General features: G+C 74.3%; 12 protein-coding genes. 6 read left to right on the forward strand and 6 right to left on the reverse strand.

Annotation, left to right across the window (positions count from 1 at the left end):
• Nucleotides 1-119 precede the first annotated feature (119 nt).
• Nucleotides 120-1,736: a glycoside hydrolase family 10 protein gene (locus tag ACWGKI_RS18655; RefSeq protein ID WP_452189002.1), complete on the reverse strand. Its 1,617-nt coding sequence runs from the start codon at nt 1,734-1,736 to the stop codon at nt 120-122.
• Between the two features lie 159 nt (nt 1,737-1,895).
• Here ACWGKI_RS18655 and ACWGKI_RS18660 point away from each other — a divergent pair, with 159 nt between their 5' ends.
• Nucleotides 1,896-2,867: an SH3 domain-containing protein gene (locus tag ACWGKI_RS18660; protein WP_380244638.1), complete on the forward strand. Its 972-nt coding sequence runs from the start codon at nt 1,896-1,898 to the stop codon at nt 2,865-2,867.
• 45 nt (nt 2,868-2,912) lie between these two features.
• Here the strand turns inward: ACWGKI_RS18660 and ACWGKI_RS18665 are convergent, their stop codons facing one another.
• Nucleotides 2,913-3,713: an SDR family oxidoreductase gene (locus tag ACWGKI_RS18665; RefSeq protein ID WP_452189005.1), complete on the reverse strand. Its 801-nt coding sequence runs from the start codon at nt 3,711-3,713 to the stop codon at nt 2,913-2,915.
• 122 nt (nt 3,714-3,835) lie between these two features.
• Between ACWGKI_RS18665 and ACWGKI_RS18670 the strand changes: the two genes are divergently transcribed.
• Nucleotides 3,836-4,675 carry a helix-turn-helix transcriptional regulator gene (locus ACWGKI_RS18670; protein ID WP_452189007.1) on the forward strand — a complete coding sequence of 280 codons (840 nt, stop codon included), beginning with the start codon at nt 3,836-3,838 and terminating at the stop codon, nt 4,673-4,675.
• Between the two features lie 76 nt (nt 4,676-4,751).
• Here the strand turns inward: ACWGKI_RS18670 and ACWGKI_RS18675 are convergent, their stop codons facing one another.
• From ACWGKI_RS18675 to ACWGKI_RS18685, 3 genes are all read right to left on the reverse strand, one after another.
• Complete coding sequence (locus tag ACWGKI_RS18675; protein WP_452189009.1) at nt 4,752-6,755, reverse strand: N-acetylmuramoyl-L-alanine amidase; 2,004 nt, start codon at nt 6,753-6,755, stop codon at nt 4,752-4,754.
• Between the two features lie 191 nt (nt 6,756-6,946).
• A complete protein-coding gene (gene purB / locus ACWGKI_RS18680) occupies nt 6,947-8,440 on the reverse strand; it encodes an adenylosuccinate lyase (protein WP_452189010.1) in 1,494 nt (497 codons plus the stop codon).
• A 31-nt stretch (nt 8,441-8,471) separates the two neighbouring features.
• Nucleotides 8,472-9,821: an FAD-binding oxidoreductase gene (locus tag ACWGKI_RS18685; RefSeq protein ID WP_452189012.1), complete on the reverse strand. Its 1,350-nt coding sequence runs from the start codon at nt 9,819-9,821 to the stop codon at nt 8,472-8,474.
• 119 nt (nt 9,822-9,940) lie between these two features.
• Between ACWGKI_RS18685 and ACWGKI_RS18690 the strand changes: the two genes are divergently transcribed.
• The 3 genes from ACWGKI_RS18690 to ACWGKI_RS18700 all read left to right on the forward strand — a co-directional run bounded on the left by ACWGKI_RS18690 (nt 9,941) and on the right by ACWGKI_RS18700 (nt 12,931).
• Nucleotides 9,941-10,810: a sigma-70 family RNA polymerase sigma factor gene (locus ACWGKI_RS18690; protein ID WP_452189014.1), complete on the forward strand. Its 870-nt coding sequence runs from the start codon at nt 9,941-9,943 to the stop codon at nt 10,808-10,810.
• Nucleotides 10,811-10,922: 112 nt separating this feature from the next.
• Nucleotides 10,923-11,189, forward strand: a complete 267-nt coding sequence (locus ACWGKI_RS18695) for a hypothetical protein (RefSeq protein WP_452189016.1) — start codon at nt 10,923-10,925, stop codon at nt 11,187-11,189.
• On the forward strand, nt 11,186-12,931 hold the full coding sequence (locus ACWGKI_RS18700) for a hypothetical protein (RefSeq protein ID WP_452189018.1): 1,746 nt from the start codon (nt 11,186-11,188) through the stop codon (nt 12,929-12,931). Before ACWGKI_RS18695 ends, ACWGKI_RS18700 begins: the two co-directional genes overlap by 4 nt.
• Before the next feature lie 30 nt (nt 12,932-12,961).
• Here the strand turns inward: ACWGKI_RS18700 and ACWGKI_RS18705 are convergent, their stop codons facing one another.
• Nucleotides 12,962-13,360 (reverse strand): phage holin family protein, encoded by a 399-nt coding sequence (locus ACWGKI_RS18705; RefSeq protein ID WP_380245635.1) that lies wholly within the window; start codon nt 13,358-13,360, stop codon nt 12,962-12,964.
• Between the two features lie 116 nt (nt 13,361-13,476).
• Between ACWGKI_RS18705 and hisC the strand changes: the two genes are divergently transcribed.
• Nucleotides 13,477-14,568 carry a histidinol-phosphate transaminase gene (gene hisC, locus ACWGKI_RS18710; protein ID WP_380245633.1) on the forward strand — a complete coding sequence of 364 codons (1,092 nt, stop codon included), beginning with the start codon at nt 13,477-13,479 and terminating at the stop codon, nt 14,566-14,568.
• The last annotated feature ends 63 nt before the right edge of the window (nt 14,569-14,631 follow it).

Here is a 14,631-nt window from a genome sequence, read left to right on the forward strand (position 1 = left end):
GCGCCGGTACGGCGCCGGGCGGGAGCAGGGCTGCGACGAAGGCGCCGGCCACCAGGAGCACGGCGGCGCTGAGCGAGGTGCGGTTCCGGGGCATCGTCGCCTCCTGCGGGTGGCTGTCCTCAGACCGAGCGCGGGCGGCTCGGCCGCGACTCGTTCCACACCCGGTCGAGCGCGGTGACGACGTAGGTCCAGCTGTCGCCCTCCGCGGCCGTGCTGTCGGTGTAGAACTGCTCGACGTCGCCCGTCGAGCGTACGGTCGCCAGCAGGTTCCGCGCGTCCTCGACGTCGACGACGGCGTCCCGCCCTGCCGCGCGGTAGACGGCGAACGACGTGGCGGCCGTGCGTCGCGGGCCGGTGTCGAGCCACTTGAGGGCCACGCCACCGGGCCCGGCCACCGCCTCGGCGAGCACGGGCACGCGGACCGCCGTGGCCGGCAGGTGCGCCATCGCGGGGATCAGCGCGGGGTGGCTGTAGTGGTCGGCGCGGACGCGGGACATCGACCCCTTCGGGTCCTGCGGCACGTGCACCGCCGAGAAGTACACGTTGCCGTGCACGGGCGTGCCCTGGTCGCTGACCTCGGCGCAGTACGTGAGGTGGTTCGACAGCTCTGCCGGGTCGGTGAACACCCCGGACGTCACCTTGTACAGCGCCTCGCCGACGTACAGGTGCGTGCCGGACCGGGCGGCGACGTCCGCCCACCACGGGACCAGCTTGCGGTAGTCGGCGACGGCGAGCCCGAACTGCCAGTAGATCTGCGGGTTGATGTAGTCGAGCCACCCCTCGAGCACCCACCTGCGGGTGTCGGCGAACTGGCCGTCGTAGCTCTGGGACCCCGCCGTGTCCGAGCCCGCGGGGTCCGACGACCGGTTGCGCCAGATGCCGAACGGGCTGATCCCGAACTTGACCCAGGGCTTCAGCTCCTTGATCCGCCCCGAGATCGTCTGGACGAAGGTGTCGACGTTGTGGCGGCGCCACGCCTCGATCGTCGCGAAGCCGTCGCCGTGCGCCGCGTACGTGCCGGCGTCGGGCAGGACCTGGCCGGCCACGGGGTACGGGTAGAAGTAGTCGTCGAAGTGCACGCCGTCGATGTCGTAGTGCTCGACGCTGTGCAGGATCGCGGCGTAGATGTGCTCCCGCGCCTCGGGAAGGCCCGGGTCGAAGTAGAGCTTGCCGCCGTAGGGCCACACCCAGTCGGGGTGCTGCCGCGCGGGGTGCTCGGGCACGAGCTTCGCCGGGTCGGTCTGCATGGACACGCGGTACGGGTTGTACCAGGCGTGCAGCTCGAGGTTGCGGGCGTGCGTCTCCTCGACGGCGAAACCCAGCGGGTCGAAGCCCGGGTCGCCGCCCTGGGTGCCCGTCAGGTACTGCGACCAGGGTTCGTACGGGCTGGGCCAGAAGGCGTCGGACGTCGGGCGCACCTGGACGAAGACGGCGTTGAGGTTCATGCCGACCGCCACGTCGAGCCAGTGCCGGTACTCGGCCTTGAGCTGGTCGGCGCTGAGGCCGGTGCGCGACGGCCAGTCGATGTTCACGACGGACGAGATCCACATCGCCCGCAGCTCGCGCTTGCGCGAGGTGCCGGTGGTCGCGGCGCCGGCGGTGGCCTCCGCGGCGCCGGCGGGCGTCATCGAGCCGACGGTGACCGACAGCGTCGAGCCGGCGATCCCCGCGGCGGCGAGGGTGAGGAAGCCGCGCCGGTCGAGGGCGGCGGCGCGTGGGGCGGACGGGTGCGTCATTGCAGATCCTCCGGGGTTCGAGCGGGGGTAAGAGACTTTCATGCGCAGAGTTACCGGTGAAGACAAGTGTCGCGGATGTTCCCCCGCGCGCGCCACCCCGCCAGGCGTGCTTACCGTGCCTCCTGGGCAACGTTGCCCGGGGCTTTGAGGGGGGCCGACATGCGCACTGTCCGACGCATCATCACGACCGGGGTCACGATGGGTATCGCGACCGTCATGGCGCTCACGAGCGGGATAGCCGGCGCGGGCGCGGCGTCCGCCGTCAGCAGGCCGCTGCCCGACAAGACGTACGGACTGTCGTCGTACTACGGGCCGCGCTGCATGCCGATCAAGTCGGCGTCCGCGTACCACCTGGGCCAGGACATGAGCGCGTCGAAGGGCGTGGACATCAAGGCCATCGCCAACGCGACGGTCGTGAAGGCCGGGTCGGCGCCCGGGTTCGGCCAGGTGGTCGTGCTGCGGTTCCGCAAGGACGGCACCCGGGTGTACGCCGTCTACGGCCACGTCATCGACGGCGACCGGTACGTCAAGACCGGCAAGACCGTGAAGCGCGGGCAGCACATCGCCGACGTCGGCAGCGCCGGCACGTCCACGGCGCCGCACCTGCACTTCGAGATCTGGAAGGGCGAGTACAAGGGCTCCGGACGGACCGTCGACCCGCTGTACTGGATGAAGAACCACGGGGCGTCGCTCAGCACCGGCGCGTCGTGGGCGTACCGGCGCGTCGTGCCGACGTCCTGCACCTACTACACGACCGCCCGCGTCAACCTGCGCAGCGGCCCGGGCACGAACTACCGGGTGGTCCGGGAGGTCCGGGTCAACCGCAAGATGACCGCCAAGCCCGGTGCGAGCTCCGGGTTCTGGCGCAAGGTCACGCGCGACGGCACCACCGGCTGGATGCACGCCGACTACGTCTCGCCCACGCTCACGTCGCTCGGCACCCGCTACGTGCAGGTGAACAGCCTGCGCCTGCGCGCGAAGCCGAGCACGAGCAGCGCGATCCTCGACACCCTGGGCAAGGGCAAGGCGGTCAAGAAGATCTGGCAGGCGTCCGACGGCTGGGTCAAGGTCTACGTCAACGGCCGGCAGGGGTTCGTCGCGACCCGGTACATCGACACGACGAGGCCCTGACCACCACCGCCACCACCACCGCGTCCGCCGCCGCCCACCGGGTCGTCAGGCCCGGGCGGCGGCGTGGCGGTCGGTGGCGTGGGGGTCGGTGGCGTGGGGGTCGGTGGCGTTGAGCCGCGCGACCGTCGCGTCGTACGCGCCCGACGTCTCCGCGAACCGCAGGAACTTCACGCCCTCGACGAGGACCTCGTGCGCGTCCGGGTGCGCGGCCAGCAGCGCGACCACCTCGTCCGCGAACGCGTCGAGCGGCATCGCGATCGGGCTGTCCTCCTGCCCCGGCATGAGCGAGGTCCGGACGGCGGGCGGCACGATCTCCACGACCTGCACGCCCGCGGGCTCCAGCTGCAGCCGGATGCCCTCGCTGAGACGGTGGATCGCGGCCTTCGTCGCGTTGTACGTGGGGGTCGCTGCGAGCGGCACGTGCGCCAGCCCCGACGACACGGTGACGAGCGCGGCGCCAGGGCGCGTGCGCAGGTGCGGCAGGAACGCCGCCGCGAGCCGGATCGGGCCCAGCAGGTTCGTGACGACGGTCCGCTCGGCCGTGGCCAGGAAGTCCGGCGACGTCCAGTCCTCGGCCTGCATGATCCCCGCCATCGCGACGACGACGTCGAGGTCCGGGTGCCGCTCCAGCACCTCGCGCCGCGCGGCGTCGATGCTGTCCGGGTCCGCCGTGTCGATGCGCACGGCGTCGATACCGGGATGGGCGGCGACGATCTCGTCGAGCAGGGCCGTGCGACGGCCGCCCACGACGACGGTGCTGCCGCGAGCCTGCAGCCGCAGGGCGAGGGCGAGACCGATGCCGCTGGTCGCGCCGGGGATGAAGACGGTGCTGCGGGTGATGTCCATGCGTCCACCGTGGGGCACCCCGGACGCGGGCGGGAGAGGACCGGTCATCGGGGGACTGGCAGTCCCTGGCTGAGGCCCCGCCGGCGCTGGCCCGGCCCGCGCCGGAGACGGACGATGGGGGCATGGACCGTGCCGCCCTCTCCGAGTTCCTGCGCCGTCGTCGCGAGACGGTGCAGCCCGCCGACGTCGGCCTCCCCGCCGGGGCGCGCCGTCGGACGTCGGGGCTGCGACGCGAGGAGGTCGCGGCGCTCGCGGCCATGTCCGCCGACTACTACACGCGGCTCGAGCAGCAGCGCGGCCCGCAGCCCAGCGAGCAGATGCTGGCGTCGCTCGCGCGGGCGCTGCGGCTGACGGACGACGAGCGGGACTACCTGTTCCGCGTGGCCGGGCGCGGGACCCCCGACCGGGTCACGCTGTCCTCGCACGTCGCCCCGCCGCTCCTGCGGGTCCTCGACCGGCTGACGGACACGCCCGCCCTCGTGCTCTCCGCGCTGGGGGAGACGCTCGTGGCGAACGACCTCGCCGTCGCCCTGCTGGGTGACCGTTCCGCGCTGACGGGGTGGGCGCGCAGCGACGTCTACCGCTGGTTCACCGACCCCGCCGAGCGCGAGCCGTACCCGGCCGACGACCGCGACCGGCAGGGCCGCTCCCTCGTGTCCACGCTGCGCGTGGCGCACGGGATGCTCGGACCGCGCTCGCGGGCGGGCGAGCTGGTGCGGGCGCTCCAGGCGCGCAGCGACGAGTTCGCCGCGCTGTGGGAGCGCCACGAGGTGCACCAGCGCTTCGCCGACCACAAGACCCTGCTGCACCCGCAGGTCGGCCCGATCGAGCTGGACTGCCAGGTGCTGTTCACCGAGGACCAGACCCAGGCTCTGCTGGTGCTCACCGCGCCGCCGCGCTCCGAGGCGGAGGAGAAGCTCGCGCTGCTCGCCGTCCTCGGTCAGCAGGCGATGGCGACCTGATCCGGACCACGTCGGGCCAGGGTCAGGTCACCGGTCACCGGTCACCGGTCACCGGTCACCGGTCACCGGTCACCGGTCACCAGGCCGAGCCCACCGGGAACTCGAGCCGGGTGGCGCGCAGGACGACGCGGATCGGGGGCGTCGTCCCACCGAAGACCTTGGTGAGCCGCGCCTTGCTCGCGACCGGGTGCAGGACGCCCTTGCGCAGAACGTACAGCTGGGTGCGGTCCCGCACGCGGAGCGCGACCTTGCTCGCTGCGCGGTCCGAGACGGTGGGCACCGCACGCTTCAGCGTCCGGTCCCAGACACGGACGTCGGTGCCGCTGCGCAGCGAGCCGGTCCCGTCGATCCGCACCAGCCCGCGCGTCGTCAGCAGGTACTTGCGCGTCGTGTCCTTGAGCCGGACGACGCCGTTCGTCGTGCTCGTGGTGGTCATGCGGCTCACGCTCGCCGAGTCCAGCTTCCGGTGCGTGAGCGCACCGAGGGGCGTGTACGCGTTGAACACGGAGGGCAGCGGGGAACGCCGGCCGTTCACGACCAGCCACCGGCTCCCGGTGCTCCGGCTGACGACCACGACGCCTCCGCGCACCACCGGCTTGCCGTACGGCAGGCGCGAGATCGCGTTCGCGGACGCCCGGACCGCCGTCGTCGACTGGCCTGCCGCCGTGAGCGAGGCGGCGTCGTAGACCTCGCGGCGGACGCCGTCCTGCATGAAGAAGATGCGGCCGTCCGTGGCGTGCAGCGTGCGGTAGAGGCGCCCGCCCGCGGTGAGCGCACCCCACTGCGCGCTGGTGACCGGGAGCGCGCCCGCGCAGGTGGCGCCGTACTGCTGGACGACCCAGCAGGAGGCGAGGTGCCGTCGCCCGTTCTCGACCATGCCGACGGTGCCGTCCGCCAGCCGCACGAAGGTGCCGTGGGGCACCTTGAGTACCGTCGGGTCCTGCGCGGCCGCCACCTGTGCCGCCGCGGCGCGACGCCGGATCTCGGGCAGGCGCTGGTAGAGGGACGCGCCCGGGCAGGCGGTGGCCGCGACGTCGCGGTGCCCGAAGATCGTCGGCAGGGTGGAGTCGCCGATGGTGGTCGAGCCGTCCGCCTTCACCCCGTGCAGCGCGAGCTTCCAGGCCGCGAGGTTGACGACCGCGTCGACCGCGGCGTCCGGCACGGTGGCCTCGTCGAAGTTGCCGAGCACCGAGATGCCGGTCGCGTTGGTGTTGTACCCCTTGGCGTGCGCGCCGATGGTCTGGGCGGTGATGCCTCCCGCGCGGCCTTCCCACACCCGCCCGAACTTGTCGACCAGGAAGTTGTAGCCGATGTCGCCCCAGCCGAGCGTCTTCGCGTGGTAGGCGTAGATCCCTCGCAGGATGGCGGGGACGTCGGCGGCCGTGTAGGAGTTCGCGGTGCTGGAGTGGGCGGTGTGGTGGATCGTGGCGGCGCGGACCTGGCCCTGCTGCGGCGTCCACGTCATGATCGACTCGTCGGCGCCCCACGCCGCGCGGCTGTTGACGACGGGCGCGGTCGGCGGGGTGAGCGCCGTCCCGACGGCTGCCCCGTAGGGCGACGTCGCGAGCGCCGGCATCGGCACGTCGTCGTCCGCGGCGGAGTCGCCCGGGTCGACCACGGCGAGCGTCAGCCCGCTCGTCGCCGCCACGCCCGGGCCGGTGACGCGGGCCGCGACCCTGGCCACGTCGCCCACCACCAGCGGCTCGGTCCCGGACACCCGGCCGTCCGGGCCGGCCTCGGTCTCGACGGCCTCCCACGGCGACCAGGTGCGCCCGTCCTCGCTGGTGCGCACCGACACCGTGAGGTCCTTGGCGTCCGGCGTGCTCTCCCAGGTGATCCCGACGGTCGCGTAGCCCGTCACGTCGGCGGTCGCCGTACGCAGGTCGGACCGCCGCGCGTCCTGGCGCAGCGCCGCGCGACGCACCCGCGCCGGCACGGGGTGCGCCGCGGGCGGGTCGCCGGCCGGGACTGCGGTGACCTTGTCGGCGACCGGGTGCGGGGCGGCCTGCGCCGCCGGGACGAGGCCCGTGACGACGAGGCCGAGGAGCACCCCGGCGGTGACGAACGAGCGAGCGTGCATGCGGATGGTGCCTCTCCGTCGCAGGCGGCCGCCATGGCCGCACGGCTGCGAACAGTAGCGGCAACCCGGCGCCGTTGACCAGGGCACTCACCCACCCACCTGCCCCCGTCCGACGCCGAACAGGTGGTTGTCCACGTTCTCCGCGCCCAGAGGGTGCGCAACCACCTGTTCGGCCCGGGGCGGGGCGCGGGTCAGGCCAGGTAGTCCTCGACCAGCTGCGCGGCGATGCCGGTGTACGACGCGGGCGTGAGGTCCGCGAGGCGCGCGGCGACGTCGTCGGGCAGACCGAGACCGGCGACGAACTCGCGCATGCGCGCGGCGTCGACGCGCTGCCCGCGGGTGAGCTCCTTCAGACGCTCGTACGGGTTCTCCATGCCCTCGACGCCGGCGACGGACGCGGCGCGCATCGCGGACTGGACGGGCTCGCCGAGCACCTCCCAGTTCGCGTCGAGGTCGTCGGCCATGAGCGCGGCGTTGACGTTCAGCGCCTTGAGCCCCCGGCGGACGTTGTCGATCGCGAGCAGCGAGTGGCCGAACGCGGGGCCGATGTTGCGCTGGGTGGTGGAGTCGGTGAGGTCGCGCTGCAGGCGGCTCGTGACGAGCGTCGCGGACAGGGTGTCGAGCAGCGAGCAGGAGATCTCGAGGTTCGCCTCGGCGTTCTCGAAGCGGATCGGGTTGACCTTGTGCGGCATGGTCGACGACCCGGTGGCACCGGCGACGGGGATCTGCGTGAAGAAGCCGAGCGAGATGTACGTCCACACGTCGGTGGCCAGGTTGTGCAGGATCCGGTTGAACCGGGCGACGTCGGCGTAGATCTCGGCCTGCCAGTCGTGCGACTCGATCTGCGTGGTCAGCGGGTTCCACGTGAGGCCGAGGTGCTCGACGAACCCCTTCGACACGGCGGGCCAGTCCGCGCCCGGGACGGCGACGGTGTGCGCGCCGTAGGTGCCGGTGGCGCCGTTGAGCTTGCCCAGGTACTCGGCACCGTCGATGCGGCGCAGCTGGCGACGCAGGCGGTGGGTGAGGACGGCGAGCTCCTTGCCCATCGTCGTCGGCGTGGCCGGCTGCCCGTGCGTGCGGCTGAGCATGGGGACGTCGGCGTGCTCGCGGGCCATGTCGGCGAGCTGGTCGGTGAGCGCCGTGGCGGCGGGCAGCCAGACGTCGCGCACCCCGCCCTGCACCATGAGCGCGTAGGAGAGGTTGTTGATGTCCTCGCTGGTGCACGCGAAGTGCACGAGCTCGCTCGCGGCCGGCAGGCTGGTCTCGCCCAGGACGTCGGGCGCGGCCGCGATGCGGCGCTTGATGAAGTACTCGACGGCCTTGACGTCGTGCACGGTCTCGCGCTCGATGGCGGCGAGCTCGGCGATCTCGTCCGCGCCGAACGTCGCCGGGACGCTGCGCAGGTAGGCGATCTCGGCGTCCGTGAGCGTCGGGGCCCCGGGCACGACGGCGCCGGGCGCCTCGGCCGTGCCGTTGCACAGCGTGACCAGCCACTCCACCTCGACGTGGATGCGCGCCCGGTTGAGCGCGGCCTCGCTGAGGTGGTCCACCAGCGGCGCGACGGCGCCACGGTAGCGGCCGTCCAAGGGCCCGAGGGCGATCGGCGGGGTGACGTCCGCGAGGTTCACGCGGTTCTGGACGTCGGACGGTGAGGTCTGCGGCGCGGGGGAGGTCACGGCGGCCATTCTCCCACGGGCCGCCGTGACGTCCGCGGGCTCAGCCGAGCAGCCGGTACGCGCCCCGGATCGTGGCGCGCGGGTCGCGGGTCCGCTTGAGGTCCCGCAGCCGTGCGAGGGCGGCGTCGCCGTACGCGGCCGCCGCGCTCTCGCCCGGGGCGAGGAACGTGGCGGGCTTGCGCAGGGTGGCGGTGCCGGCGAGCTCGGCCGGCAGGCGCTCGAGCCGCTGCCCGACGGCGGCCGCGAGGGCCGGTTCGAACGCCAGCCCGAACGCGTACAGCAGGTAGGGCTCGGCGATCGCGCCCAGCGCGCCCGCGTCGGCCGTCGGCCCGGCGAGCGCGCCGCCCAGGTGCCGCAGCTGCAGCATCAGCAGCGGCGCGACGGGCGAGGTGAAGAGACGTTCGACGGCCTGGTCGTCGATCCCGCGCAGCAGCTCGGCGCGCGAGCGTCCGGCGGCCGGGGCCGTGGGGTCGGCGGTGATGTCGCCGACGGCGGCCAGGTCGACCGCGCCGATCGCGGCGTCGACGCCCGGCCCCAGCAGGCCGGGCACGGCCGCGAACGGCCGCAGCAGGTCGCGCGCCTCGGCGGCGTCGCCCACGTGGGCGGCGTGCACGACGACGACGGCCGGTGCGCCGGGCGCCTCGATCCGGGACAGCCACACGCTGAGCTCCGGTGGCGCCGCCGCGGTGACCTCCCGGAAGACGGCGAGCAGCTCGGCGGCGCGCTCGGCGGGCCACGCCAGGCGGCCGCCGGCGAACGCGGGGACCGGCTCGAGGTCGATCTCCATCGAGCACACGACGGCGAGGTCGCCGCCACCGCCCCGCAACGCCCAGAACAGGTCGGGGTCGGTCGCGGCCGTGACCGTCACCCGCTCGCCGGCCGGGTCGACGACGTCGAACGAGCGCACGTGGTCCGCCGCCAGGCCGTGCAGGCGGCTGAACCACCCCAGCCCGCCCCCGAGCGTGTACCCGACGGCGCCGACGCCCGGGGCGCTGCCGAGGAGGGTCGTGAGGCCGTGCGGGGCGGCCGCCGCCTGCACGGCGCCCCAGGACGCGCCCGCGCCCACCTGCGCCGTGCGGCGCAGAGGGTCGACGCGCACGCCGTCCATCCGGCCGGTGCGCAGCAGGACCGTGCCCGCCACGTCGCCGGACGCCCCGTGGCCGGTGGACTGCGCGGCGACGGCGAGCCCCGCGGCCGCGGCGTGTCGCACCGTGGCGGCGACGTCGTCGGCGTCGGCGACCTCGACGACGGCGGCGACGGGCTGCCGCACCGCGAGGTTCCACGGCGTGGACGCCTGCTCGAACCCGTCGTCGCCGGCCACCAGGAGGCGACCGGTCAGGACGGCGGACAGGTCACGGGCCCAGGTGTCGGTGGAGGTCAGGGGGGTCATGAGGGCTCCTCGGGGATGAGCCGGTGTCACCGGCCCGTGGTGGGGTGGGCACGGCTCGTCAGGCACCGGCAGCGGATGCTGTCATCTCTCTGACACGACGCGGCGAAGGAGTGTGACCGATGAGCACGGACCAGCTCGGCGCGGACCAGTTCGAGGCGTTCCGCCCCCACCTGCGCGCGGTCGCGTACCGCGTCCTGGGCTCGACGGCCGACGCGGAGGACGCCGTCCAGGACGCCTGGCTGCGGGCGCACGCGGCCGGCACAGCCGGGGTGGAGAACCTCGGAGGCTGGCTGACGACGATCGTCGGCCGGGTGGCGCTGAACCTGCTGCGCTCGCGCGGCACGCGCCGGGAGGCCGACTGGGACGGGCACCTGCCGGACCTGCTGGTCGCACCCGTGGACGAGCTGGAGGCCCCGGACCGGCGGGCCGTGGAGGCGGACGAGGTCGGTGCCGCGATGATGGTCGTGCTGGACACCCTGGCCCCCGCCGAGCGGGTCGCGTTCGTGCTGCACGACCAGTTCTCCGTCCCCTTCGAGGAGATCGCGCCGCTGGTGGACCGGTCGCTCGCCGCGACCCGCCAGCTCGCCAGCCGGGCGCGGCGCAAGGTGCGTGGTGCCCTTCCCGCGCAGGACGACGTCGCGCGGCGCCGTGAGGTGGTGGCGGCGTACCTCGCCGCGTCGCAGGCGGGGGACTTCGACGGGCTCGTGACGCTGCTGGACCCCGAGGTCACCGTGCGCCTCGACTACGGGCCGGGGGAGCTGTCGCGGGTGCTGCGCGGCGCGGCCGCGGTGGCGGAGCAGGCGCGCCTGCACTTCGGTACGGCGCAGTACTCGCGCCTCGCGCTGGTCGGCGGGTCTCCGGGCCTCGTCACGGTGGTGGAGGACGGGACGGTGTACTCCGTCCTCGCCTTCACGGTCCGCGCCGAGCGGGTGGTCGGCATCGACATCTTGTCCGACCCCGCGCGGCTCGACCGCGTCCTGCCGCGGTAGCGGACGCCGTCGCGGCGGCGGGCCGCCCCGAGCCTGTCCCCAGGAGCCGGCGGTCCACAGGAGCGGCCCGTGGCGGCCCCACGGCCGGGGCCGGCGCCCTAGCGTCCCGGACATGACCACGCCCGCACCGCCCTCCCCGCCCGTTCCGTTCGCCCCGACCTCCGGCCTCGCGACCGCGCCGCTGGCCGAGGCCCGGTCCCTGCTGCTCGCAGCCCGTCACGACCTCGACGACGCCGCCGTCGGCGCGCGTCGCAGCCTCGCGGTGCCGTGGGAGTCGGGGGCGGCGGACCGGTTCCGGCAGGATGTCGAGGCGCTGCTGGCGGGCCTCGACCACGACCGGCAGGTCCTGGACGAGGTGGAGGCGGTGCTCGCCCGATGAGTCGTGGGCTGCCGCCGGCCGAGACCCTCGTCGTGACGGGCGGGCGCGGGCTGGCGCGGGTCGACGCGGACGCCGTGCAGGGTGCTGCCGCCCTGCTCGACGCCGCAGCCGACGGGCTGCGGCGAGCGTCCGGGCGGTGCTCCGCCGCCCGGGCCGCGCTGCAACGGCCGGCCTGGGTACCGGACCCGGCGGCGGGCCCCTTCCCGCCACCGCCCACCGCGCACGAGGTCGCGCGGACCACGGCGGCCGCCGCCAGGCTGGACGACGCCACCGTGCGCCTGCACGGCCGCGCCACCGGCGCCGAGCGGTGCGCGCGCCGGCTGCGGTTCGCCGCCGGGCTGTATCGCGCGGCGGAGAGCCTGGCCGACCGGGCCGTCGGGACGGTCGTGACCGTGGCGGCCGGTGCCGCCGGGGCGTGGCTGGGCGTCAAGCTCCTGCCGCTGCAGGCCGCGGCACAGGGGACGGCCGTCGGCCGGCGGCTGTGGGGACCCAGCGCGCCGTCCGACCCGAGGCGGGAGGTCGAGCTGCAGGCCGTGCCCGCCCCGGCACCCACGCTGGTCACACCGACGACCGGGTACGACGGGCCCGCCGCGAACCTGTGGCGCGTGCTCGCGCCGTCCGCCGACGAGACCGTCGCCGGCCTCGGTGCCGGGCTCGCGCTCACGACGCCGTGGACCTGGCGCGACCTCGAGCGCGGGGTGCGGGAAGGCCCTGCGGCGATGACGAACGGCGTGACCCGCGGCGCCGGCGCCCTCTCGGACGTCGTGGCCGCGCTGCTGCCGGCTTCCGAGGTCCGGGTGCTGGCCCTCGCCGACGCCGACCTCGCCGGCCCCCCGCCGGGATGGACCGACCAGCCGTCCGGCACCGTCGAGGAGGCGCTCGCCCGGGTCGGTGACCTCTATGCCCAGGGCAGCGGGATCGTCGGACGGCCCGCCGCAGGTGTCCCCGCGGGGACGCTGGCGGTGGAGCAGGTGGAGCACGCCGACGGGTCGACGTCGTGGACCGTGCTGATCCCTGGCACGCAGGCGGGGCTCTCGGTCACGCACCCGTTCGACGCGGCGACCGACCTACAGCTCATGGCGCACGACGCCGCCGACGTGTCCGTCGCGGTCGAGCAGGCCCTCGACCAGGCCGGCGCCACGGACGACGAGCCCGTGGTGCTGGTCGGGCACAGCCTGGGCGGGATCGCGGCGACGGCGCTCGCGGCCTCGCCCGCGTTCCGGTCCAGGCACCCGGTGGGTGGCGTCGTCACGGCGGGCTCCCCGACGGGGTCCTTCGCCACGCCGACCGGCGTGCCGGTGCTGCACCTGGAGAACGACGAGGAGCTGGTGTCGGCGCTGGACGGCGGCTCCGCCGCCGAGAACCCGCAGACCACCGACCGGGTCACCGTGGGACGGCGGCTGCTGGACTCGACGGACCCGGCGGACCGCACCGCGGCCGGCGCGATCGTCCTCGCGCACGGGCTGCCCACGCACCTGCGGACGTTCGCGGCGGTGCGGGACTCCGGGAACTTTCCGGCGGCCGGCGTGACGCAGAGGCTGGAGCGGCTGCTCGGCGGCACGCGAGCGCAGACCCGGCTGGTCGCGGTGCGCCGCGTCGAGGCGAGCACCGCGACGGTGCTGGCGCCCGGCCCGGTCCCCGGCACTGCGCCCGGCACGGCGGGGTCGACGCGGACCGTGACGGTGCCTCCGACGACGACGTCGCCCCCGCCGGGAGTCCCGGCGGGGGCGACGCTGCACTGAGCTCCACGCGAGCGGCGCGGGCGCTCTCGCTCAGCCGCGCTTCGGTGCGAAGGCCCCGATGACGGCCTGCAGCACGGCGAGGATGAGGGCGATCCAGATGAACCACCAGAAGCCGCCGCTCACGTCGACGCCCCAGTCGCCGAACCAGCCCTGGTCGGTGATCCACGTGGTCAGCCAGAGCACGAACGCGTTGATGACCAGGTAGAAGAGGCCCAACGTCAGGATGAGGAGAGGGATCGAGATGATGCTGACGATCGGCTTCACGAAGCTGCTGATGATGGTGAACACCAGCGCCACGCCGAGGATCGCCAGGAGGTAGGTCAGCAGGTTGTCGCCGTCGTACTCGGGCTTGATCTCGAGGTTGGTGAAGATCAGGTCGCTCAGCCACAGCGCCACGGCTGTGACAAGGGTGCGGACGATGAAGTTCATGCGGCCATCGTGGCACGTCAGGCACCCGCAGGGTGGGAAAGAAACGGACACACGACGTGCGCGCCCGGGGCAGGCGGCGGTCCACGGTGCTCGTGCGGGTGGCATCCTTGACGGCTGTGACCACCCCCGCTGACTCGTCGACCGTCCCCCTGCGTGCCGCCGTCGCCGCGCTGCCCCCGTACGTGCCGGGCGCCCGGCCGGCAGAGGGCGCGAAGCTGTGGAAGCTCTCGTCGAACGAGAACCCCTACCCGCCGCTGCCCTCCGTCCTCGAGGCGATCACCCGAGCCGCGGAGGAGACCAACCGGTACCCCGACATGTACGCGACCGAGCTGGTCGAGGCGCTCGCGGCCCACGCCGGCGTCGCGGCCGACCAGGTCGTGGTGGGCAACGGCTCGGTCGCCGTCCTCGCGCACGTGCTGCAGGCCGTCGTGGAGCACGGCGACGAGGTCGTCTTCCCGTGGCGCTCGTTCGAGGCGTACCCGATCGTCGTCGCGGTCGCGGGCGGCACCGCGGTCACCGTGCCGGTGTCCGCCGACGGCCGGCTCGACCTCCCCGCGATGGCGGCCGCCGTCACGCCCCGCACGCGCGTCGTGATGGTCTGCACCCCTAACAACCCCACCGGCCCCGCGGTGCACGCCGACGAGCTCGAGACTCTGCTCGCCGCCGTCCCGCGTGACGTGCTGGTGGTCGTCGACGAGGCGTACCTGGAGTTCGTGCGCGACCCTCAGGCACCCGACGGCGTCGACCTGCTGCGCCGGCACCCGAACGTCGTCCTGCTGCGCACCCTGTCGAAGGCGTACGGGCTGGCCGGCCTCCGCGTCGGGTACGCCGTCGCCGAGCCGCGCCTCGCTTCGGGGATCCGGTCCGTGTCCACCCCGTTCGGCGTCAACCACGTGGCCCAGCGTGCGGCGCTCGCGTCCCTCGAGGACGTGGCGCAGGACGAGCTCCGCCGACGGGTCGACGCACTGGTCGCCGAGCGGGACCGCGTCACCGCCGCGCTGCGCGAGCAGGGCTGGGACCTGCCCGAGACGCAGGCCAACTTCGTCTGGTTCCCGCTCGGGGACGACACCCTGGCCCGCGCCGCGGAGGCGACCGCCGCGGGCGTGCTCGTGCGCCCGTTCGCGGGCGACGGCCTGCGCGTGAGCATCGGCGAGGTGGAGGCGAACGACGCGTTCCTCGCCGTCGCCGCCACCTGGCGCCGCTCCTGACGTTGTGGGTAACAAAAACGGCAGAAAACCGAGCGGGGATAAAGCCGGTATAGGTAACACAAC

It is taken from the genome of Isoptericola sp. NPDC055881 (assembly GCF_053615895.1).